This is a genomic window from Streptomyces marianii, assembly GCF_005795905.1.
In the GTDB taxonomy this organism is placed as follows: Bacteria; Actinomycetota; Actinomycetes; order Streptomycetales; family Streptomycetaceae; genus Streptomyces; species Streptomyces marianii.
This window is the reverse complement of the sequence record NZ_VAWE01000001.1, coordinates 2,182,659-2,205,071: the sequence shown is the minus strand read 5'-3', so window position 1 is coordinate 2,205,071 and position 22,413 is coordinate 2,182,659. Positions and strand designations below refer to the sequence as shown.

The window sequence follows — 22,413 nt, the reverse complement described above, 5'->3', positions numbered from 1 at the left end:
CGACGGGTGTGCGGAACGGGACTGATTTCCGCCCGCTGGCACCGCCCGGCTAACCTCCTGGACATCACCCTTTCTTGTACGCACTTGTACGCAGGAGACAATCCATGGCAGCCCAGGTCCAGCGCATGTCCCGTCTGATGGTCAAGACACTGCGCGACGACCCGGCGGACGCCGAGACGCTCAGCCACAAGCTGCTGGTCCGTGCCGGCTACGTCCGCCGGAACGCGGCGGGCATCTGGAGCTGGCTGCCCCTCGGCATGCGAGTCCTGGAGAACGTCGCCCGGGTCGTCCGCGAGGAGATGGACGCCATCGGCGCCCAGGAGGTGCTGCTGCCCGCGCTGCTGCCCAAGGAGCCGTACGAGGCTACCGGGCGCTGGGAGGAGTACGGCGCCGAGCTGTTCCGCCTCCAGGACCGCAAGGGTGCGGACTACCTGCTCGGGCCCACCCACGAGGAGATCTTCACCCTGCTGGTGAAGGACCAGTGCACCTCGTACAAGGACCTCCCGGTCATCCTGTACCAGATCCAGACGAAGTACCGCGACGAGGCCCGTCCGCGCTCCGGCATCCTGCGCGGCCGCGAGTTCCAGATGAAGGACTCGTACTCCTTCGACACCACCGACGAGGGGCTGGCGGAGTCGTACCGGCTGCACCGCGAGGCGTACATCAAGATCTTCCAGCGCCTCGGTCTGGAGCACCGCATCGTCTCCGCCGTCTCCGGCGCCATGGGCGGCTCGGCCTCCGAGGAGTTCCTCGCCCCGGCCGCCGCCGGTGAGGACACCTTCGTCCACTGCCCCTCCTGCGACTACGCGGCGAACACCGAGGCCGTCACCTTCGACCTGAAGCCGGTCACCGGCGAGCACGGCCCCGTCGAGGAACTGGACACCCCGGACACCCCGACCATCGAGACGCTCGCCGACCACCTCGGCGTGCCCGCCTCCGCCACGCTCAAGAACCTCCTCGTGAAGGTCGACGGTGAGATCGTCGCCGTCGGTGTGCCCGGGGACCGCGAGGTCGACCTCGGCAAGCTCACGGACCACCTGGCCCCGGCGGCCGTCGAGCTGGTCACCGCCGAGGACTTCGTCGGCCGTCCCGACCTGGTGCGTGGATACGTCGGCCCGCAGGGCCTGGAGAAGGTCCGCTACATCGCCGACCCGCGCGTCGCCCCGGGCACCGCCTGGATCACCGGCGCCAACAAGCAGGACAAGCACGCCCGCGACGTCGTCGCCGGCCGTGACTTCGAGGTCGACGACTACCTGGACGTGGTCGTCGTCGAGGACGGCGACCCGTGCCCTGCCTGCGGCACCGGACTGAAGCTCGACCGCGCCATCGAGATCGGCCACATCTTCCAGCTGGGCCGCAAGTACACGGACGCCTTCCAGCTCGACGTCCTGGGCCAGAACGGCAAGCCGGTCCGCGTGACCATGGGCTCCTACGGCATCGGCGTCTCCCGCGCCGTGGCCGCCCTCGCCGAGCAGCACGCCGACGAGCAGGGCCTGTGCTGGCCCGGCGAGATCGCCCCGGCGGACGTCCACGTCGTCGCGGCAGGCAAGGCGCTGCAGACCGAGCTCGCACTCGACGTGGCCGGGAAGCTCGGCGCGGCGGGCCTGCGGGTGCTCGTGGACGACCGGGCCGGTGTCTCCCCGGGCGTGAAGTTCACCGACGCGGAGCTGATCGGCGTCCCCAGGATCCTGGTGGCGGGCCGCCGCTCCGGCGAGGGCGTCGTGGAGCTGAAGGACCGCCGCACGGGCGAGCGCGAGGAGCTGACGGTCGAGGAGGCCGTCGCGCGCCTCACCGACTGACGCGGCGGCGCTTGCGCCGACGACGAGGCCGGGGGGCCGGGCCGGTGCGCACCGGCCCGGCCCCCCGGCCTCGTCCGCCGCTGTGCCCTCTGGTGCCCGGCGTGGACGGCGGCGGGTCGCCGGCCCGCCCGCACGACCGCCGGCGAGGCGCCGTGGGCTCACAGCCAGCCGGCGAACTCCAGCGACAGCTCACCCTCGGCGTGCCGCCCCTCGGCGATCGCCCGCGTGCCCGACTCCACCGCGCGGAACAGCGTCCAGCCGCGCAGCCGGTCCCGGTCGACGTCCAGCGAGTCCGCGAGCCGGTTCACCCGGCGGCGGGTCGCGGAAGCGCCGGCGGCCGCGGCGACCAGGTCCTCCACCCGGTCCCTGGCCAGCCGCGCCAGGTCGTACGCCCGCTCGCCGACCAACGGCTCCGGCCCGACCGCCAGCCAGGGCGTGCGGTCGCCCGCGAGCACCTTGCTCTGGCGGAAGTTCCCGTGCAGCAGCAGCGACTCGGGGGAGTGCGCGAGCAGTTCCGCACGCGCGGCCAGCGCCTCGTCCACCAGCGACTGCGGTGCTGCGGCGGCGCGTTCCGGCAGCGCGGACACCTGACGGGCCGTGCGCTCGGCCACTGTCTCAAAGCCATGGCCGGACGGCGGCTCCACCCACAGCCGGCGCATCGTGCCTGCGGCCTCGAGCAGTGCCTTGGCCTCCGGGAGCGAGCGCACGGACAGCTCGGGATGCAGCCGCTCCAGCAGCAGCGCGCCTCCGGAACCGCCCAGCAGCCGCACCGCGCCGAATCCGTTCCAGTGCGCGAGTGCCGCCCGCTCCAGGGCCGGCCCCGCGAACGGCGGCACGAGCTTGAGGGCGGCGGGCGTGCCGTCCCGCCGCCGCACGAGGACGACGAGACTGCTCCGGCCGCCGGGCACCATCACCCGCTCGATCTCCAGCCCGTCGCGGACGGCGGTCTCCTCGACGAGCTTCGGCAGCTGCCCGGTCCAGTCGTTGTCTCCGAGCGCCCGCACCAGACGCCGGGGCGGTTCGAAACCCATGCGTGCGTTGTTCCCTTTCACTGCGCCGCGGCTCGCTCGGCAAGCCCGGGAAAGGCTACGCCGGTACCGCGCCACCGCACCGACCGCACCGCCGCCTCGCGCAGCGCGGCCGCGGCGTCGTGGCGCAGCGGGCCCCCGGCGGCCCGCACCAGATCGGAGTAGACGCCCGCGACCCGGTCCTCCAGAACGGCGGCCAGCCGGACCGCGGCCGCCGTGTCGGGTACCGCGAAGGGCAGTGCGTAGGCGGCCTGCGCGGCGGGGGGCTTCCCGCCGAGATCACGGACCGTGCGCTCCAGGGCGTTTCGGCGGGCCCGGTGCGCGGCGTACGCCGCGACGGCCTCGGCCCGGCGGGCCTCGCCGACCCGGCCGCCGACCACGCCGTAGCCGTAGACGGCGGCGTGCTCGGCCGCGAGGGCGGCCTGTGCCGCGGCCAGCGCGTCGCTCATCAACGGGACCCTTCCGTCAGCAGATAGGCGTGGACCGCACCTGCCGCGGCGACCGAGGCCAGCAGCCGTGCGTACTCCGGCGGGGCGCCGCTCAGCGCGGCGGTGTGCCCGTCGGCGGTGGTCCGCTCGGCCGCGGCGAGTTCGCGAACGGCCGCCCCGGCGTCGGCGGGTACCGGGGGCGCCGCGGGGCTCGCCGTGGACGACGGGCCGGGCCGCGCGGGCCCGGAAGCGGACGGTGCGGGGGCGGAGGGCGACGGAGGCCGGGACACCGACGGTGCCGGCGGGGTCCCGGGCCGCGGCCGTGACCCGGTGGGCGCCAGCGCCTCGACATGCCGCACCACCTCGGCCCGCAGCGGCGACAGTCGGGCCGCCAGTGCCGGATGAGCCGTCAGCACCGCGTCGTACCGCAGCAGCAGGGCGCCGCTCAGCTCGGCGCTGCGCCGGCGCAGCACGGTCTCCGCCGACTCGCTCCGGGGCGTGGCGCGCCGTGCCCGGGGCTCGTCCGTCGAGCACCCGGTCAGCACCGCGGCGGCGGCCGCCCCGGTGGCCAAGAGGGCACGTCTGCGCGTCGTTCCCGTGCGCTCCACCTGGTCTCTCCTCGGGCCCTGGGACGTATTCACCCGATCGGGTGGACGACGCCTTGATGTGATCACCGCAGGCGAGCGTACCTGCGGGTCATCGGTGGGTGGACGGCAACACCCCCCGCGACCGGATACCCTTTGTGCTGACACACGACGAAACCCACAACAGCACACGCGGCCGAGGAGTCACCCGGATGAGCACCACCCAGAGCGAGAGGCTGCGCGGACTGCTCGAACCGCTCGTCAGCGCCGCGGACCTGGATCTGGAAGAGATCGAACTGTCCCGGGCCGGCCGCCGCCGTGTGCTCCGCGTCGTCGTGGATTCGGAGGAAGGCGTCGATCTCGACGCCTGTGCCGAGCTCAGCCGTGTCATCTCCGACAGGCTCGACGAGAGCGACGCCATGGGCGAGGGCGAGTACCAGCTCGAAGTGACCTCCCCCGGAGCGGAGCGCCCGCTCAGCGAACACCGCCACTACGTGCGCGCCAAGGGCCGGCTCGCCCGGTTCCAGCTGACCACCCCGGACGGGAAGCCGGGCGAGGAGCTGGTCGCGCGGATCCTCGACGTCGACGACGAAGGTCTCGACCTGGAGGTGCCGGGCGTCAAGGGGCGCAGGCCCACCGCCCGCAGGCTCGCCTTCGGCGAGATCGCCAAGGCGCGTGTGGAGCTCGAGTTCAACCGCAAGGACAAGAACGGCATTCAGAAAGAAGAGGAGGCGTAGCCGTGGACATCGACGTGAAGCTCCTGAGGGGCTTGGCACAGGAGAAGGAGATTGCCTTCGACCTGCTGGTCGACGCCATCGAGTCGGCCCTCCTCATCGCGTACCACCGCACCGAGGGCAGCCGTCGGCACGCCCGGGTCGAGCTGAACCGGCAGACCGGGCACGTGACGGTGTGGGCGAAGGAGGACCCGTCGGAACTCGACGAGGGCCAGGAGCCCCGGGAGTTCGACGACACCCCGCACGACTTCGGCAGGATCGCGGCGTCCACCGCCCGCCAGGTCATCCAGCAGCGGCTGCGCGACGCCGAGAACGACGTCACCTTCGGCGAGTACGCCCGCCGAGAGGGCGACATCGTGGCCGGCCAGGTCCAGCAGGGCAAGGACCCCAAGAACGTTCTGGTGAAGCTGGACGACAAGCTGGAGGCCATCCTGCCGGTGCAGGAGCAGGTGCCGGGCGAGGACTACTCGCACGGGCTGCGGCTGCGCACCTACGTCGTACGGGTGGCGAAGGGGGTGCGCGGCCCGTCCGTCACCCTGTCGAGGACCCACCCCAATCTGGTGAAAAAACTCTTCGCGCTCGAGGTGCCGGAGATCGCTGACGGTTCCGTCGAGATCGCGGCCATCGCCCGTGAGGCCGGCCACCGAACCAAGATCGCCGTGCGATCCACGCGCAGCGGCCTGAACGCCAAGGGCGCGTGCATCGGCCCGATGGGCGGCCGGGTGCGCAATGTCATGGCGGAGCTGCACGGTGAGAAGATCGACATCGTGGACTGGTCGGACGACCCGGCGGAGATGGTCGCGAACGCGCTGTCCCCGGCCCGGGTGTCCAAGGTCGAGATCGTCGACCTCGGCGCCAGGTCCGCCCGGGTGACGGTCCCCGACTACCAGCTGTCACTGGCCATCGGCAAGGAGGGGCAGAACGCCCGCCTCGCCGCGCGGCTCACCGGCTGGCGGATCGACATCCGGCCGGACACCGAGCAGCCCGCCGAGCAGGACTGAACCGGACGCCGGTCGGCCCGCGGAGCAGCTTCCGGCCGGACGAGCGGGACGGAGCGGGGGTCGCGCTCCGTCACCGGCCGGGGGGTGCCTGGGACTGGATCCGGGCGCAGACTCGTTCCGTGACCGCAGGGTCGCCAAGAGTTTTGAGCCATCAATTGTTCGATTCTTGCCCCAAAGGGGTGAGGTCGGCGCGGGGAGGTAGACTTGGACGTGTCTGGTCGGACGCGTGTCCGCGCATGCCCTGAGCGAACCTGCGTGGGGTGCCGGGAGCGAGCGGCCAAGCGCGATCTGTTGCGCATCGTGGCGGTCGAGGGCGTATGCGTCCCCGATCATCGCGGTACGCTGCCCGGCCGGGGTGCTTATGTGCACCCCGCCTCGGTCTGTCTCGACCTGGCGGTCCGTCGCCGGGCGTTCCCGAGGGCCCTCAAGGCCCAGGGGCCGCTCGACACCGCGGACGTCCGCCGGGAAATCGAGGCGACGGCGGTGCAGGCAGCACCGTAAGAAGAAAGAGCAGCACCGCACGGATCCCCGTGCGGTCAGGTACCTCGCGAGTCGGAAGTAGGTCGAGATTGCGATGAGCACTCGATGAGTACGCGATGAGTACGCCCATGAAGTAGCGACGGTCCGGCGGTAACCCGGACCTAAAAGGAGCGAAGTGGCTAAGGTCCGGGTATACGAACTCGCCAAGGAGTTCGGCGTGGAGAGCAAGGTCGTCATGGCCAAGCTCCAAGAACTCGGTGAATTCGTCCGTTCGGCGTCCTCGACGATCGAGGCGCCGGTTGTACGCAAACTGACTGATGCTTTCCAGCAGGGTTCCGGGGCTGCCCCCGCGAAGCGCTCTGCCGGCAAGCCCGCGGCGCCGCGCAAGTCCGCGCCCTCCCCCGCAGCGGCAAGCCGCGCGGGTGGCGCCCCCACGCCCGCCGCGCCCTCCCCGGCGCAGGCGGCGCGTCCCGCAGCCCCCAAGCCCGGCGCACCGGCCCCCAAGCCGGCCGCAGCCGAGGCTCCCAAGAGTGCTCCCGCGGCCCCGACCCCCGGTCCGCGGCCGACCCCGGGTCCCAAGCCCGCGGCGGCCCCGAAGCCGGCTCCGGCCGCTCCGGCCGCGCCGGAGTTCACCGCGCCCCCGGCCGCCCCGGCTGCCGGTCCCCGGCCCGGTGCCACTCCCGGCCCGCGTCCGGCCGCCCGTCCCGGTCAGGGCCAGGGCGGCGGTGCCCGTTCCGGTGCCCCGCGCCCCGGTGGCGAGCGCCAGGCCCCGCGTCCCGGTGCCCGTCCCGCGGGCCCGCGTCCGGGCAACAACCCCTTCACCTCCGGTGGCTCGACCGGTATGGCGCGCCCGCAGGCGCCCCGTCCCGGCGGCGCGCCGCGTCCCGGCGGTCAGGGTGCCCCCGGTGGCCCGCGTCCGCAGGGCGGCGGCCAGGGCGGTCCCCGTCCGCAGGCTCCCGGTGGTTCCCGTCCCACTCCGGGCGGCATGCCGCGTCCGCAGGCTCCTCGCGGAGCCGGTGGCCCCGGCGGCGGCCCCGGCGGTAACCGTCCCAACCCGGGCATGATGCCGCAGCGTCCCGCTGCCGGCCCGCGTCCCGGTCCCGGCGGCCGTGGCCCCGGTGGTCCCGGCGGCCGTCCCGGTGGCGGCGGCGGTGCCGGACGTCCCGGCTTCGCCGGTCGTCCCGGTGGCGGCGGTGGCGGCGGCGGTCGTCCCGGTGGCGGCGGTGGCGGCTTCGGCGGCCCGCGTCCCGGTGGCGGCGGTGGCGGCTTCGGCGGCGGCGGTGGCCGTCCCGGTTTCGGCGGACGCCCGGGTGGCCCCGGCGGCCGCGGTGGCACGCAGGGTGCGTTCGGCCGTCCCGGCGGTCCGGCGCGCCGTGGCCGCAAGTCGAAGCGGCAGAGGCGCCAGGAGTACGAGGCCATGCAGGCCCCGTCGGTCGGCGGTGTGATGCTGCCTCGCGGCAACGGCGAGACCGTCCGTCTGTCGCGCGGTGCCTCCCTCACCGACTTCGCGGAGAAGATCAACGCCAACCCGGCGTCGCTCGTCGCCGTGATGATGAATCTCGGTGAGATGGTCACGGCCACGCAGTCCGTCTCCGACGAGACGCTGCAGATCCTGGCCGGCGAGATGAACTACACGGTCCAGATCGTCAGCCCGGAGGAGGAGGACCGCGAGCTGCTCGAGTCCTTCGACATCGAGTTCGGCGAGGACGAGGGCGGCGAGGAGTTCCTGGTCGCGCGTCCGCCGGTGGTGACCGTCATGGGTCACGTCGACCACGGTAAGACCCGGCTGCTGGACGCGATCCGCAAGACGAACGTCGTCGCGGGCGAGGCCGGTGGAATCACGCAGCACATCGGTGCGTACCAGGTCTCGACCGAGGTCAACGAGGAAGAGCGCCGCATCACCTTCATCGACACCCCGGGTCACGAGGCGTTCACCGCCATGCGTGCCCGCGGTGCCAAGTCGACCGACATCGCGATCCTCGTGGTGGCGGCCAACGACGGTGTGATGCCCCAGACGATCGAGGCGCTGAACCACGCCAAGGCGGCCGACGTGCCGATCGTGGTCGCGGTCAACAAGATCGACGTCGAGGGTGCGGACCCGACGAAGGTGCGCGGTCAGCTGACCGAGTACGGCCTGGTCGCCGAGGAGTACGGCGGCGACACCATGTTCGTCGACATCTCCGCCAAGCAGGGTCTGAACATCGAGAACCTGCTGGAGGCCGTGGTCCTGACGGCGGACGCCGCCCTGGACCTGCGGGCCAACCCGGAGCAGGACGCGCAGGGCATCGCGATCGAGTCCCACCTCGACCGCGGCCGCGGTGCCGTCTCGACCGTCCTGGTCCAGCGAGGCACCCTGCGCATCGGCGACACCATGGTCGTCGGCGACGCGTACGGCCGTGTCCGCGCGATGCTCGACGACAAGGGCAACAACGTGGAGGAGGCGACTCCGTCGACTCCCGTCCTGGTCCTGGGTCTCACCAACGTCCCGGGCGCCGGCGACAACTTCCTGGTCGTCGACGAGGACCGCACGGCCCGTCAGATCGCCGAGAAGCGCGCCGCCCGTGAGCGCAACGCCGCCTTCGCCAAGCGCACCCGCCGGGTGTCCCTCGAGGACCTCGACAAGGTGCTCAAGGCGGGCGAGGTCCAGCAGCTCAACCTCATCATCAAGGGCGACGCGTCCGGTTCGGTGGAGGCCCTCGAGTCCTCGCTGCTCCAGCTGGACGTCGGCGAAGAGGTCGACATCCGCGTGCTGCACCGCGGTGTCGGCGCGGTCACCGAGTCGGACATCGACCTGGCGACCGGCTCCGACGCCATCGTGATCGGCTTCAACGTGCGCGCCGCCGGGCGTGCCACGCAGATGGCCGAGCGCGAGGGTGTGGACGTCCGCTACTACTCGGTCATCTACCAGGCGATCGAGGAGATCGAGGCGGCCCTCAAGGGCATGCTCAAGCCGGAGTACGAAGAGGTCGAGCTCGGCACGGCGGAGATCCGCGAGGTCTTCCGCTCGTCCAAGCTGGGCAACATCGCGGGTGTTCTCATCCGCTCCGGCGAGGTCCGGCGCAACACCAAGGCGCGCCTCATCCGCGACGGCAAGGTCGTCGCGGAGAACCTCAACATCGAGGGTCTGCGTCGCTTCAAGGACGACGTCACCGAGATCCGCGAAGGCTTCGAGGGCGGTATCAACCTCGGAAACTTCAACGACATCAAGGTCGACGACGTCATCGCGACGTACGAGATGCGCGAGAAGCCCCGCGGCTGACACAGCGCGGGCTGACACGCACACCGGTGCTCGGGGCCGGTCGGCGGGAGGTAATCCCGTCGATCGGCCCCGGCCGTGCGTGTACGGTTCTTGATGTACCTGCCAAGAGCGGGCAGGGCGCAGACCGAACCCGTACCGGCGGGACATCCGGACATACATGTTTGTGGGGACGCTGTCCTTCGACCTGCTCCTCGGCGACGTTCGTTCGCTGAAGGAGAAACGCTCCGTCGTCCGCCCGATCGTGGCCGAGCTCCAGCGCAAGTACGCGGTGGCCGTGGCCGAGGTGGGCGGACAGAACCTGCACCGCAGGGCCGAGATCGGCCTCGCGGCGGTGTCCGGGGATCCGGGACACCTCACAGACGTACTGGACCGGTGCGAGCGCCTTGTCGCCGCCCGGCCCGAAGTGGAGCTGCTGTCGGTGCGACGGCGGCTGCACGGCGACGATGATTGAGACTGCACCGTCCGGGGGTGACCCCGGACCACCGCACGAAAGAGGAGAAGGACCGGTGGCCGACAACGCGCGGGCCCGCAAGCTGGCCGATCGCATCCAGGTCGTGGTCGCGGAGACCCTGGACCGGCGAATCAAGGATCCGCGGCTGGGCTTCGTCACGATCACGGACGCCCGGGTCACCGGCGACCTGCGGGAGGCCACGGTCTTCTACACGGTGTACGGGGACGACGAGGAGCGCGCGGCGTCGGCCGCGGCGCTGGAGTCCGCCAAGGGCGTCCTGCGGTCCGAGGTGGGCCGGCAGACCGGCGTCCGCTTCACGCCGACCCTGACGTTCGTCCCGGACGCCCTCCCGGACAACGCCCGGACCATCGACGATCTGCTCGACAAGGCACGGGCCAAGGACGCGGAGGTCCGTCAGGCGTCCACGGGCAAGACCTACGCGGGCGAGGCCGACCCCTACCGCAAGCCGGAGGACGAGGACAGGGACGAGGACGCGGCCTCCGAATGAGCCAGCACAGCGACACCGCCCCCGCCGCCACCGGGAGCGTCACCCGGGACGGCCTCGTCATCGTCGACAAGCCGGCCGGCTTCACCTCCCACGACGTCGTCGCCAAGATGCGCGGCATCGCGCGCACCCGCCGGGTCGGGCACGCGGGCACACTGGACCCGATGGCGACCGGCGTGCTGGTCCTGGGCGTCCAGAGGGCCACCAAGCTGCTCGGCCATCTGGCACTGACCGAGAAGGAGTACCTCGGGACGATCCGGCTCGGCCAGAACACCGTCACCGACGACGCGGAGGGCGAGGTCACCTCGTCCACCGACGCCTCGGGTATCGCCCGGGACGCCGTCGACGCGGGGGTCGCCGAACTGACCGGCGACATCATGCAGGTGCCGTCGAAGGTCAGCGCCATCAAGATCGACGGCAAGCGGTCCTACGCACGGGTGCGCGGCGGCGAGGAGTTCGACATCCCCGCGCGTCCGGTCACCGTCTCGCAGTTCACCGTCCACGACGTCCGCGATGCCGTCGCCGAGGACGGCACCCCGGTGACCGACCTCGTCGTCTCGGTGGTCTGCTCCTCCGGCACCTACGTCAGGGCCCTCGCCCGCGACCTCGGCGCCGGGCTCGGCGTCGGCGGACACCTGACCGCGCTCCGCCGCACCCGCGTCGGGCCGTACAAGCTCGACGCGGCCAGGACGCTCGACCAGCTCCAGGAGGAGCTGACGGTCATGCCGATCGGCGAGGCCGCCGCGGCTGCGTTCCCGCGCTGGGACGTCGACGACAAACGAGGCCGGCTGCTGCTCAACGGCGTACGCCTCGACATGCCGGAGTACCCGACGCAGGGCCCGGTGGCCGTCTTCGGACCCGAGGAACGGTTCCTGGCGCTGGTCGAGTGGCAACGGGGCAAGGCGAAGAGCCTCGCGGTCTTCGGCTGACGGCCGAGGAGGCCCCTCCGGGCCGCCGGGAGAACTCCATCGTGGAGCGGGCAGGGCCACTGCCCGCTCCACGATCCCCCTCGGAGGGTGTCTATCCGTCCCGCAGCGGGGATTCACCCCAACGGGCAGGCGCTCGGAGTGCATCGGGGGTGCACTCGGGGGCGCGTTCGTCCGGTGACCTTCTCCCGGTGATCAACAACGGCCTACCGTCGGAACCATGGGACGCGGGGACCTGGCGACGCTGGTGCGCATCTGTGATCCGGCGGGCCGGCCGTGCGGGACCGGCTTCGCTGTGGACGACCGGGGCACGGTCGTCACCAGCCATGAGGCCGTCGAAGGACTTGACCGGATCGTGCTGCGCGTGCCCGGCGGCGGCGCCGGGGTCGCCGCCGGCGTCACCTTGCTCCCGGAGGCGGATCTGGCACTCGTCCGCACCGCGGGGCTCGGCCTGAGACCCCTGCCCGTCGCGGTCCGGGACCGGCCCCCGGACGGGGCGTACGTGCGCATCCCGGCCGGTGGCTGGCGCGAGGCGCGCGTCCTGGGGGAGATCCCGGCGACCTACACCGTGGCAGGCCGTGCGCACCCCCTCGACGGTGCACTCGAACTGGCCGTCGGCACCGAGGGGAGCGACGCCCTGGGCCCCGGCGGAACGGCCGCGGGCGGACCGGTGGTGGACACCCGGACCGGGTCCGTCGTGGCCGTCCTCGCGGGTACCGCATCCGCCACGGGGCACCCCGTCGCGGGACTCGCCGTACCCTTGCGCACGGCCGCCGCGCGCGACCCCGGCGGGCCGCTCGCCGCGCTGCTGCGGCACAACTCCCGGACCGTCGCCGGGTTCGGGGCCGACCTGAATCTCGCCGGCGCCCGACGGCTCGCCGCGGTGTCCCTCGGCCCCGCCCGCCCGGTCAGCGCCGGAGAAGCCGGCCCCGAACCGGTCGAACGCCCCTGCGTGGTACGGGAGTTCGACGAGTTCGAGGCGTCCCCGGCACTCGTCCTCGCCCTGACCGGCGCCCCCGGCAGCGGGCGGACCACCGAACTCGCCGCGCTCGCCACCCGTCGTGCCCACGGGACCGAACCGGCCGTCTCGATCCGGCTGCGCGGCGCCGACCTCTCGGCGGACGACCGCGGCGTGGCGGACGCCGTCGCCCGTGCGCTCGCGCGCTCCGGTCGCGTCGTCGCCGGTGTCACGGCCCATCGCAGCGGTCCCCGGGCGGTTCCCGCGGCCGGCGCCGAGGCCGCACCGGAGCACGTGGCACGGGTCGCCCGGGAGGCCGGAAGGCCGCTGTTCGTCCTCCTCGACGGCCCCGAGGAGATGCCCGCCGCCCTGGCGGCCCGGCTCCCCGACTGGACGGTGGAGACGACCCGCTGGCTGCGCGGGCACGGCGTACGGCTCGTCCTCGCCTGCCGGCCCGAGTACTGGGAAAGGACCGCCCCGTTGTACCAGGCGGCCGGCGTGATCCGGCCCGCCCTGCACCTCGGGCCGCTGACCGAGCAGGAGGCCGTGCGGGCGAGGACGCGCCTCGGACTCCCGGCCGCTGCGCCGGCGGCCGCGGACGCCCGCCATCCGCTGGCCCTGACGCTCCTCGCGGAGGTGCGGGAAGCACTGCCCGGCGACGTACCGGGGCAGCCGTCGCGTGAGGACGTTCTCTCGGCACACACGGACCTGATGTGCCTGCGGGCCGCGACGCGGATCGCCGGGGCCGCGGGGACCGAGCCGGACGCGGCCGCTGTGCGCCGGCTGGCGGCCCGGGTGGCCGGGCGGGTACACGAGGCCGCGCGGCACTGCCTCGCTCAGGGGGAGGGCGGACTCGACCGGGAGACCTTCGGGGACCTCTTCCCCTGGCGTACGGGCTGGGCGTCCGCAGTGCTCGCCACGGGGCTGCTGGTGCCCGCCGGCGGCGGCTACCGCTTCGCCCACGAGGAGGTCGCCGAGTGGCTGCAGGCGGCGCACCTCGACGTGGACACGGTCCTGCATCCGCTGCTGCGCCGCGCGGACCCGACGGACCACGCCGCCGCGGACGGCGGCGCACCCGCCCTGCCCCGGCACCGGAAGGGCACGGTCGTCCAGGCTCTGCTGCTGCTCGACCGCCGATCCGGGGAGCCCGCACTGGCACCGCGGCTCGCGGCGCTGGTCGACGTGCTCGAGGGTCTGGACGGCTCGTCGGGATCCGACGTGCCGGAGAGCCTCGACGTGCCCGACGGCTTCGACGGCAGGACGGACCCGGGGTCCGGGCCGGACGCGGACGTGCGCTGGTGGGCCGCCGGGCTGCTCCGGGAGACGCTGCTGCGCGTCCCGCGTGCCCGCCGGTACCTCGGCGTGCTGCGCACCCTCGCGGACCGCATCACCCGGCGCTCGCTGCGGCGGGGCGGTCCGCGCCGGCCGGCCGGACCCGGCGAGTTCGGCCCCTCGTTCTGGCAGGCGCTGCACATCGGCGAGGCCGAACGCATCGACCTGCTGCGCCGTCTCGTCCCGGCTGACGGGCCCCCGGAGCGGGCCGGGGCCGGCCGGGGCGGTGCGGCACAGGGCACCGCTGCCGCCGTGGACGGCGCGCCGTCGGGCCACGGCGAGACCGGCCCGGCCGGTTCGCCGCGGGACGAGGCCGGGGCGGGTGCGGGCGAGGTGTCGGGTCGGGGTACGGGCCCGGCCGGTTCACCGAGCGGCACCGGTCCCGCGGCAGGCGGCCGGCGGCACGAGGAACCCGGCGCCGTCCGGCCGCCCCGCTATCTGGACGCGGTCGCCGAACGGCTGGCCCGGTCGCCGCGGGCCGTCCAGCCGCTGCTCTGCCGGTGGTTCACCGACGACCGGCCGCTGCCCGCCGCGCCCGGTGCCGCGATCCGGCCCACCGTCGCCGCGGCGGCCCAGGCGCTCCTCCACACCCACCGGGGACGGGCCGTCGACGATCTCTGCGAGGCGCTCGTCAGCACCGTGCACCCCCGTGCCCGGGAGTTGCTCGCCGCGCTCGCCGAGGACGAGCCGTCCGCCGTCTGCCGGGCCGTCGACCGCTGGGCCCACGACGACACCCGCCCGGTGCGCCGGCTCGCCGCGGCGACGTACGCGCCCCTGGTGGCGGCCCGCGTCACTGGCGAGGGCGACCGGGACCTGCTCAGATACGCGGCGCTCGCGCTGCTCGCGCGGCCCGCCGACTCCGCTCTGCACGGCGCAGCGCTGGCCGTCCTCGTCCGCGACCCGCGCAGCCGGCCCCGCTATCTCACGCGGGCCCTGGACGCGTATCGCCACCATGATCCCGGAGTCCCCGCCGACGTTCTCGTCAGTGCCGCAACGACCCACCCCGAGCCGGTGTTCGCCGCGTTCCGCGCCGCTCTGCACCGCCCGGGCGACGGTGCGGGCGACGTGCTGCGGGCGCTCGCGGCACTCGGCACGCCCGCGCTGGCCCGCCGTGCCGCCGGGCTGGTGAGCGAGTACGTCGGCCTGCGGCCCGCGGGCGCCCCGGACGCGGCGGCCTTCGTCGGGCTCAGGCTGCGGCAGGGCGCGTCGGCGCGAGCCGTTCTCCTGCCGCTCGTCGTGGACCTGCTGCGCGGCCGGCCCGTGCAGGTACGGTGCGCGGTCGCCGCCGTGCTCGGGACACCCGGGGGCCCGGCCGGCGAGCCGCTGCGCATCGAGCTGCTGGACGTCCTCCTGGAGCACGAGCGGTACACGGGCGGGGACCCGGAGGTCCTGGACGCACTGCTCCAGGCAGCCGTGTGCGCGCCGGGAAGGAGGCCGGCCGGTCCCCGTGTCCGCGAACTGGTCCATCGCGTCGGTCTCCTCCTCGTGCGCACTCCGGAGGGCGCGAACCGCTTCGACCGCCGACTGGTCGAGCTGGCCCGCCAGGTGCCCGGATTCGCCGCCGAGGTGGTGACGTGGCAGGCCGCGGCGCCGCGGGAGTGGGCGGTGGTGATCGGACCCAGCACACGCCGGACGCTGGAGGCGTTGGGCAGTCAGGTGCCGATGCCGACGGCGATCCGCGGGCATGGCAGTCTTAGACCTGCGTAAGAAGTCATCCTTGCGTACACAGGTTCGATACATCGGGTTCGGGCGAGGAGCGGTCACAGTGCAGCGCTGGCGTGGCTTGGAGGACATCCCCCAGGACTGGGGGCGCAGCGTCGTCACCATCGGTTCCTACGACGGCGTGCACCGCGGCCACCAGCTGATCATCGGGCGGGCCGTGGAGCGGGCGCGTGAGCTGAGCGTGCCGTCGGTCGTGGTCACGTTCGACCCGCACCCGAGCGAGGTCGTCCGGCCCGGAAGCCACCCGCCGCTGCTCGCTCCGCACCACCGGCGTGCCGAGCTGATGGCGGAACTCGGTGTGGACGCGGTGCTGATCCTGCCGTTCACCGCCGAGTTCTCGAAGCTGTCGCCCGCCGACTTCATCGTGAAGGTGCTCGTGGACAAGCTCCGCGCCCGCGCGGTCATCGAGGGGCCCAACTTCCGCTTCGGCCACAAGGCGGCCGGCAACGTCGACTTCCTGGCCGAACTCGGTCGCACCTACGACTACGAGGTCGAGGTGGTCGACCTGTTCGTGCGGGGCGAGGCCGGCGGCGGCGAGCCCTTCTCGTCCACGCTGACCCGGCGGCTGATCGCCGAGGGCGACGTCGAGGGGGCGGCGGAGATCCTGGGCCGTTCGCACCGGGTGGAGGGCGTCGTCGTCCGCGGGGCCCAGCGCGGCCGTGAGCTCGGCTATCCGACGGCCAACGTGGAGACGCTGCCGCACACCGCGATCCCCGCCGACGGCGTCTACGCGGGCTGGCTCACCGCCGGCGGCGAGCGGATGCCCGCCGCGATCTCCGTGGGCACCAACCCGCAGTTCGACGGCACCGAGCGGACCGTGGAGGCCTACGCGATCGACCGTGTCGGCCTCGACTTGTACGGGCTCCACGTGGCCGTCGACTTCCTCGCCTACGTACGCGGCATGGCGAAGTTCGAGTCCATCGAGGCGCTTCTCGACGCCATCGCCGACGATGTGAAGCGCGCGCGCGAACTGACCGCGGAGTACGACGCGTAGGGCACCGCGGCCCGGGGCCGGGCCGCCGAGCGGGCCTCGTGGCGCGAACGGGCCGGGCGCCACCTCGCCCCGTCCGCCCGTGCTCCCGTCAGTACGTACCGACCCGGCGGGCGGCGATCCGGCACGGCCCTCTCCGCGAGCCGCCTCACGTCTCCGGCGGGTCCGCCCTGCCTCCGTCGAGGCCACCTCCGGGCGCCGCGCCGGCCGAGAGCGCCCAGTGGCAGGCCACCGCAGCCGTCGAGTCCCCGGCGAGGACCGGCAGATCCTCCGTACGGCAACGGCCCCCGACACCGGCGGCGTCGGCCGCTCCCGAGGCGAGGACCTGGCAGCGGGGGTGGAAGCGGCAGCCGGGCGGTACGCGCGACGGGTCCGGCGGTTCGCCGGAGAGGACCACCGGCGCCACCGCCGTCTCCGGAAGCACCGACAACATCGCCTGCGTGTAGGGATGTTGAGGGTGTGTCAGTACCTCCTCCACCGTTCCCGTCTCCACGATGCGTCCCAGATACATCACCGCGACCCGGTCCGCGATGTTCCAGGCCAGGCCCAGGTCATGGGTCACCACCAGTGCGGAGAGGCCCAGTTCATCGCGAAGGCGCAGAAGCAGCGCCAGGATCTCGCCGCGTACCGAGGCGTCCAGGGAGGCCACCGGCTCGTCGGCCACGATGAGTTCGGGCCGAAGGGCCAGCGCGCCCGCGATCACCACGCGCTGGCGCTGCCCCCCGGACAGCTCGTGCGGGTAGCGCAGGAAGAACCGCTCCGGCGGCCGCAGACCCGCGCGCGCGAGCGCCTCCGCGACGGCCTCCCGCTCCCCGCCCTCGCACCCGTGGATCCGCAGCCCCTCCGACACCGCCTCGTACACGGTGTGCCGGGGGTTGAGCGATCCGCTCGGATCCTGCAGCACCAGCTGCACCCGCTTGCGGTACGCCTTCAGCGCCCGGGAGTCGAGGGCGAGCGGCGCGCCCCCGAAGCACACCCGCCCCGCCTCCGGCCGTACGAGACCGAGCAGCGTCCGCGCCAGGGACGTCTTGCCGCAGCCGGACTCGCCGACCAGCGCGACGATCTCCCCCGCGCCGATGTCCAGATCGACCCCGTCGACGGCGCGCGCCGCGGCGGCTCCGCGCCGGCCGGGGAAGGACACCCGGACACCGGAGGCCGACAGCAGGGGGACGGCGGTGGTGCCCGGGGGCGCCTCCCTCCGGTCCGTGCCGGTCTCGTCGACAGCGCTCATGCTTCCTCCCGCACACCGACGCGCACACAGGCCGCGAGCCTGTCCGGCCCGGCCCTGCGCAGCGACTGCTCGTCCCGGCCGCACACCTCCAGAGCCACGGGGCAGCGCGGATGGAACGTACAGCCCCCGGGCAGCGCCGACGGGTCCGGCGGATCGCCCGGCAGCCCGCGCGGGGCCCGGCGCGACGCGGGATCCCCGATCCGCGGGAACGCCGCCGACAGCGCCCGGCCGTAAGGGTGCTCCGCCGCGTCGTACACGGCGCGGGCCGGGCCCTCCTCCACCACCCGGCCCGCGTACATCACGGCGAGGCGGTCGCAGGTGCCGGCCAGCACCGCGAGATCGTGACTGATCATCAGCAGTCCGATGTCCTGCCCGGACACGAGCTGTTCGATCAGCCGCAGGACCTGCGCCTGGATCATCACGTCCAGCGCGGTCGTCGGCTCGTCGGCGATCAGCAGCCGGGGGTCGCAGGCCAGTGCCATCGCGATCATCACACGCTGCCGTTGCCCGCCGGACAGCTCGTGGGGGTACGCCGCCGCACGCGAGGCGGGCAGCCCCACCTGCTCCAGCAGCTCACCGACCCGCCGACGCGCGGCCCCCTGCGTCGCCCGGCCGTGCACGAGCACCGGCTCCGCGATCTGGTCCCCGATGCGGTGCACCGCGTTCAGCGAGTGCATGGCCCCCTGGAAGACGACGGACGCCCCCGCCCACCGCACCGCCCGCAGTCGGCCCCACTTCATGGTGAGCACGTCCTCGCCGTCCAGCAGGATCTCGCCCGACAGCCGGGCCGATCCCGGCAGCAGCCGCAGCAGCGCCAGGGCCAGCGTCGACTTCCCGCAGCCCGACTCGCCCGCCACCCCCAGTTTCCGCCCGGCGGCGAGCGTCAGGTCGACCCCGCGCACGGCTGGGACGGCAGACGTCCCGGACCCGTACGTCACCCGCAGGTCCCTGATCTCCAGCAGGCTCAACGGGCCACCCCCAGCCTGGGATTGAGGACGGATTCGACGGCCCGCCCGCACAGGGTGAACGCCAGCGCCACCAGCGCGACGGCGATCCCGGGCGGAGCGAGGTACCACCAGTGGCCCGACGACACCGCGCCCGCCTCCCGGGCGTCCTGGAGCATGCCGCCCCACGACACCACCGACGGGTCGCCGAGCCCGAGGAACGCCAGCGTCGCCTCGGTGAGGATGGCGGTGGAGATGCCGAGCGTCGTCTGGGCCAGCACCAGAGGCATCACATTGGGCAGCACATGGCGGGCCATGATGTGCCGGTGGCCGCCGCCCAGGGCTCTCGCGCGCTCGATGTACGGCCGCGACTCGACCGCGATCGTCTGTGCGCGCACCAACCGCGCCGTCGTCGGCCAGGTCGTGACCCCGATGGCCAGGACCACCGTCCACACGCTCCGCGACAGCACCGTGGCCAGCACGATCGCCAGAACCAGGGTCGGCATCACGAGGAACCAGTCGGTGATCCTCATGACGACCGTGGAGAACCAGCCGCCGTAGTGCCCCGCGACGATGCCCACGAGCGTACCGATGGCCACCGACAGCACGGCGGCGAGCAGGCCCACGGTGAGCGAGATCCGGGCCCCCCAGACGAGCAGCCCGAGCAGCGGGCGCCCGAACCGGTCCGTGCCGAGGGGGAAGGCGCCGCTCGGCGACTCCAGCGCCTTGCCGGGCGCGTGGGTCACGCTCTGGACGTCGGTGCCGACCAGCAGCGGCGCGGCGACGGCGATCAGGGCGAGCAGTGCCAGACCGGCGAGGCCCACGACCCCGGCCCGGTGGGTGCGGTACCGGCGCCAGAAGCGCGCGACCGAGGCACGTCGGCGCGCCCGGTGCAGTGACCTCGTCATCGGCCCACCCTCGGGTCGAGCAGCGGATAGAGCAGGTCGGCGAGCAGGTTCATCAGGATCATCGCCCCCGCGAAGACCACGAACAGCCCCTGTACCAGGGGCAGGTCGGGGACGCTGAGAGCCTGGTAGAACAGCCCGCCGAGCCCGGGCCAGGAGAAGACCGTCTCGACGAGGATCGACCCGGCCGCCACATGTCCGAGGTTGATGAACACCATCGTCACCGTCGGCAGCAGGGCGTTGGGAACCGCGTGCCGCCGCCGCACGTCGTCGTCCCGCAAACCCTTGGCCCGGGCCGTCGTCAGATAGTCGCCGCCCATCTCGTCGAGCAGTGAGGAGCGCATCACCAGCAGCGTCTGCGCGTAACCGACGGCCACCAGCGTCAGCACCGGCAGCACCATGTGGTGCGCGACATCGAGAACGTAAGCGGCACCGGACGTGCCGCCCGATTCCATCCCGCCGGTCGGGAACATACCCGGCACCGGCCCGATCCCCACCGAGAAGGTGATGATCAGCAGCAGCCCGAGCCAGAACGACGGCACCGACCACAACGTCAGCGCCACGCCGGTGTTCAGCCGGTCACCGAGCCCGCCGTGCCGCCACGCCGAGCGTGTACCGAGCCACAGGCCGAGCGCCGAGTAGATCACCACCGCCACACCGGTGAGCAGCAGCGTCGCCGGGAGCTTCTGGGCGATGAGCTCCCCGACCGGCGCACGGAACTGGTACGACATGCCGAGGTCGCCGGTCAGCGCGCCGGAGCAATACTCGGTGAACTGCCGCCACAGGGGCAGATCGAGCCCGAACTGCCGCCTCAGCGTGTCCAGTTGCTCGGCACTGGTCGGCATGCCGCGCGTCATCGCCTTGACCGGGTCGCCGGGGATGATCCGGAAGAGGAAGAAGCTGGTCACGAGGACGGCGAACAGCGACACGACCGCGCCACCGAGTTTGCCGGCGAGGTATGCCGGATACGCGGCCGCCTTCGCGCCGGACGTCCGGGCGCCGCGGCCGCCGGGAGAGCCGGGCGACGTCGCCACGACCTTCATCTCGACCCCGGAGGCGCCCGGTGGGGCGGCGCCCGCCGGGGCGTCCGGGGCGTCGGGGGAGGAGCCGGAGGAGTTCGTGGTGCTGCTCATCGGCTACTCGCGGTCGTCGGCGGTGGCACGGCGGCGCCGACTGGTGAGGACGCCGACCGCTATGACCAGGACGACCGAGATCCCGATGCCGATCGCCACGGCGGCGGACGAGCCGCCGCCGCCCGAGGCCGCCCGGCCCGCGGCGGCGGGTTCGGCGGACCACCAGCTCCAGTAGCCGTCCTGCCCGTACAGGTTGCCCGCGGCCTCGGGCATCGTCGTGATGGACTCGATCTGGTCGGTGCGGTAGGCCTCGAGCGCGTTCGGGTACACCATGACGTTCATGAGGCCGGTGTCGTACAGCCGGGACTGCATCTGCCGGACCAGGTCCCCGCGCCTGGCCGTGTCGTACTCCATCGCCTGCTGCGCGTACAGCCGGTCGAAACGCTCGTCGCAGATGAAGTTGTCCGTGGCGCCCGTGCCCCCCGGAGTCGCGGGCAGGGCCGCGCAGGTGTGGATGGACAGGACGAAGTCCGGATCGGGATTCACCGACCAGCCGTCGAACGCCAGGTCGTAGTCGCCCTTGAGCCATGGATCGGACACGTTGTCGAGGCAGTCGACCTTCAGCCCGATGCCGAGGTCCCCCCACCACTCCTGGAGGTACTTGCCGACCGCCTTGTCGTTGGGGTCGGTGGCGTGGCACAGGATGCGGAAGTCCAGCGGCCGGCCGTCCTTGTCCGTCCGCTTGCCGCTGCCGTTCTTCCGGTACCCGGCGGCGTCGAGCAGGGCGGCGGCCTTCGCCGGGTCGTGCGCGATCCGCTGGGAGGCGTCCGGCTTCCAGAAGTACGGGGCGAAACGGGGCGGGATGTACCCCTCGCCCTCCACGGCATGGCCCTGGAACACCTTGTCGACGATGGTCCGCCGGTCGACGGCGTGGAACAGCGCCTTGCGCACGACCGGATCGAGCAGTGCGGGGTGACCGCTGCCGAACCGGCCGCCGTTCTTCGCGCGCGCGCCCGGGTTGGCGGCGAGTGCGAAGAAGCGACGCCCCGGTGCGTCGTTGACCTTGATGTTCTCGGCGTTCTCCAGGGAAGAGGCCTGCGCCGGGGTGAGGTTGGGGACGAAGGACACCTCCCCCTTGCGCAGCGCGGCGACCGCGGCGTCACCGTCCTTGTAGTACCGGAAGACGAGTTCGTCGAACTTCGGTGCGCCGCGCCAGAAGTCCTTGTTGGGCTTGAGTCGGATGTACCGGTCGACCTTGAAGTCGGTCAGGACGAACGGTCCGTTGCCCACGATCGGGAATTCCGTGTCGTTGTTGAACGTCGAGAAGTCGCCGACCTTCTCCCAGATGTGCTTCGGCACGATCGGGACGTCCAGCGCCGTCATGTTGGCCTGGGGCTTCTTGAGCCGGATGACGAGCGTGGCGGGGTCCGGAGCCGAGACCTCGGCGAAGTTGGCCGTGAAACTGCCGTTGGCGGTAGCGGCGTTCGGGTCCTTCATCATCTTGCTGAAGGTCCAGGCCGCGTCCTCGGCGGTGACGGGTCTGCCGTCGGACCAGGCGGAGTCCCTGCGGATCGTATACGTCCACGTCAGCTTGTCCGGGGACGGGCTCCAGGAGGTGGCCAGGCCGGGGACCGGGCGCGCGTCCCCGGGGTCGTAGTTCGTCAGGTACTCGTAGATCAGCCGGTGGACGCTCGTGGAGACGAGTCGCTGCGCGAGGAACGGGCTGAGGGAGTCGACGCTCTGCGAGACGGCCACGGTCAGCACGTTGTCCGCCCCGTCCTTGTCGTCGCCCTTGCCGTCGTCCTGATTCGCGCCGGTGCCGTCCTGGCTCGTCCGGCCGCCCGTCTGCTGCCCGGTGCCGTGCACGGCACGCGCCGCCCCGATCGGCGCCTCTGCCCGCGCCTCCGGCTGCGGAGGTACGGCGGAGAGTGCGGAGGCCATGATTCCGGAGGCGAGCAGCAGCCGCAGCAGGCGACGCGGGCGACGGCCCGTCCGCGAGCGGAAGGGGAGGACCGGGCAGGGGGAGCGGTGCGGAGCCGTTGTGATCATGGGACGTTGACCT

Annotated in this window: 18 protein-coding genes; 10 read left to right on the top strand and 8 right to left on the bottom strand. The window is 73.1% G+C overall.

Features of this window, described 5'->3' with window-relative positions; translation table 11 throughout:
* Positions 1 to 104: 104 nt before the first annotated feature.
* Positions 105 to 1,799 carry a proline--tRNA ligase gene (locus FEF34_RS09725; protein WP_138052804.1) on the top strand — a complete coding sequence of 565 codons (1,695 nt, stop codon included), beginning with the start codon at positions 105 to 107 and terminating at the stop codon, positions 1,797 to 1,799.
* A gap of 158 nt (positions 1,800 to 1,957) precedes the next feature.
* Here FEF34_RS09725 and FEF34_RS09720 read toward each other — a convergent pair whose 3' ends face one another.
* Genes FEF34_RS09720 through FEF34_RS09710 form a run of 3 tightly spaced genes read right to left on the bottom strand, consistent with a single transcriptional unit; the run spans position 1,958 to position 3,863 of the window.
* A complete protein-coding gene (locus FEF34_RS09720; RefSeq protein ID WP_138052803.1) occupies positions 1,958 to 2,830 on the bottom strand; it encodes an aminoglycoside phosphotransferase family protein in 873 nt (290 codons plus the stop codon).
* A 17-nt stretch (positions 2,831 to 2,847) separates the two neighbouring features.
* Positions 2,848 to 3,276, bottom strand: a complete 429-nt coding sequence (locus tag FEF34_RS09715; RefSeq protein WP_138052802.1) for a DUF4439 domain-containing protein — start codon at positions 3,274 to 3,276, stop codon at positions 2,848 to 2,850.
* Positions 3,276 to 3,863 carry a hypothetical protein gene (locus FEF34_RS09710; protein WP_138052801.1) on the bottom strand — a complete coding sequence of 196 codons (588 nt, stop codon included), beginning with the start codon at positions 3,861 to 3,863 and terminating at the stop codon, positions 3,276 to 3,278. Before FEF34_RS09710 ends, FEF34_RS09715 begins: the two co-directional genes overlap by 1 nt.
* Positions 3,864 to 4,051: 188 nt before the next feature.
* Between FEF34_RS09710 and rimP the strand changes: the two genes are divergently transcribed.
* From rimP to FEF34_RS09665, 9 genes are all read left to right on the top strand, one after another.
* The gene (rimP, locus tag FEF34_RS09705) at positions 4,052 to 4,576 is read left to right on the top strand and encodes a ribosome maturation factor RimP (RefSeq protein ID WP_138052800.1); all 525 of its coding nucleotides are present in this window, start codon (positions 4,052 to 4,054) and stop codon (positions 4,574 to 4,576) included.
* A 2-nt stretch (positions 4,577 to 4,578) separates the two neighbouring features.
* Entirely contained in the window at positions 4,579 to 5,574 is a 996-nt protein-coding gene (nusA, locus tag FEF34_RS09700; RefSeq protein ID WP_138052799.1) for a transcription termination factor NusA, read from the top strand.
* Positions 5,575 to 5,784: 210 nt separating this feature from the next.
* Positions 5,785 to 6,075: a YlxR family protein gene (locus FEF34_RS09695; RefSeq protein WP_138057386.1), complete on the top strand. Its 291-nt coding sequence runs from the start codon at positions 5,785 to 5,787 to the stop codon at positions 6,073 to 6,075.
* A 154-nt stretch (positions 6,076 to 6,229) separates the two neighbouring features.
* Complete coding sequence (gene infB, locus FEF34_RS09690; RefSeq protein WP_138052798.1) at positions 6,230 to 9,313, top strand: translation initiation factor IF-2; 3,084 nt, start codon at positions 6,230 to 6,232, stop codon at positions 9,311 to 9,313.
* Between the two features lie 157 nt (positions 9,314 to 9,470).
* The gene (locus FEF34_RS09685) at positions 9,471 to 9,764 is read left to right on the top strand and encodes a DUF503 domain-containing protein (RefSeq protein WP_138052797.1); all 294 of its coding nucleotides are present in this window, start codon (positions 9,471 to 9,473) and stop codon (positions 9,762 to 9,764) included.
* A 55-nt stretch (positions 9,765 to 9,819) separates the two neighbouring features.
* Positions 9,820 to 10,272 carry a 30S ribosome-binding factor RbfA gene (gene rbfA, locus FEF34_RS09680; protein WP_138052796.1) on the top strand — a complete coding sequence of 151 codons (453 nt, stop codon included), beginning with the start codon at positions 9,820 to 9,822 and terminating at the stop codon, positions 10,270 to 10,272.
* A complete protein-coding gene (gene truB, locus FEF34_RS09675; RefSeq protein WP_138052795.1) occupies positions 10,269 to 11,198 on the top strand; it encodes a tRNA pseudouridine(55) synthase TruB in 930 nt (309 codons plus the stop codon). The genes rbfA and truB overlap by 4 nt, the downstream gene beginning before the upstream one ends.
* 217 nt (positions 11,199 to 11,415) lie before the next feature.
* Entirely contained in the window at positions 11,416 to 15,192 is a 3,777-nt protein-coding gene (locus tag FEF34_RS09670; protein ID WP_138052794.1) for a trypsin-like peptidase domain-containing protein, read from the top strand.
* A 58-nt stretch (positions 15,193 to 15,250) separates the two neighbouring features.
* Positions 15,251 to 16,201: a bifunctional riboflavin kinase/FAD synthetase gene (locus FEF34_RS09665; RefSeq protein WP_138052793.1), complete on the top strand. Its 951-nt coding sequence runs from the start codon at positions 15,251 to 15,253 to the stop codon at positions 16,199 to 16,201.
* Positions 16,202 to 16,346: 145 nt separating this feature from the next.
* Here the strand turns inward: FEF34_RS09665 and FEF34_RS09660 are convergent, their stop codons facing one another.
* Genes FEF34_RS09660 through FEF34_RS09640 form a run of 5 tightly spaced genes read right to left on the bottom strand, consistent with a single transcriptional unit; the run spans position 16,347 to position 22,400 of the window.
* Positions 16,347 to 17,429: an oligopeptide/dipeptide ABC transporter ATP-binding protein gene (locus FEF34_RS09660; RefSeq protein WP_138052792.1), complete on the bottom strand. Its 1,083-nt coding sequence runs from the start codon at positions 17,427 to 17,429 to the stop codon at positions 16,347 to 16,349.
* Positions 17,426 to 18,397 carry an ABC transporter ATP-binding protein gene (locus FEF34_RS09655; RefSeq protein WP_138052791.1) on the bottom strand — a complete coding sequence of 324 codons (972 nt, stop codon included), beginning with the start codon at positions 18,395 to 18,397 and terminating at the stop codon, positions 17,426 to 17,428. Before FEF34_RS09655 ends, FEF34_RS09660 begins: the two co-directional genes overlap by 4 nt.
* The gene (locus FEF34_RS09650; RefSeq protein WP_138052790.1) at positions 18,394 to 19,281 is read right to left on the bottom strand and encodes an ABC transporter permease; all 888 of its coding nucleotides are present in this window, start codon (positions 19,279 to 19,281) and stop codon (positions 18,394 to 18,396) included. Before FEF34_RS09650 ends, FEF34_RS09655 begins: the two co-directional genes overlap by 4 nt.
* Entirely contained in the window at positions 19,278 to 20,411 is a 1,134-nt protein-coding gene (locus FEF34_RS09645) for an ABC transporter permease (RefSeq protein ID WP_407698268.1), read from the bottom strand. The genes FEF34_RS09650 and FEF34_RS09645 overlap by 4 nt, the downstream gene beginning before the upstream one ends.
* Before the next feature lie 3 nt (positions 20,412 to 20,414).
* Positions 20,415 to 22,400: an ABC transporter substrate-binding protein gene (locus FEF34_RS09640; protein ID WP_171052888.1), complete on the bottom strand. Its 1,986-nt coding sequence runs from the start codon at positions 22,398 to 22,400 to the stop codon at positions 20,415 to 20,417.
* Positions 22,401 to 22,413: the final 13 nt, after the last annotated feature.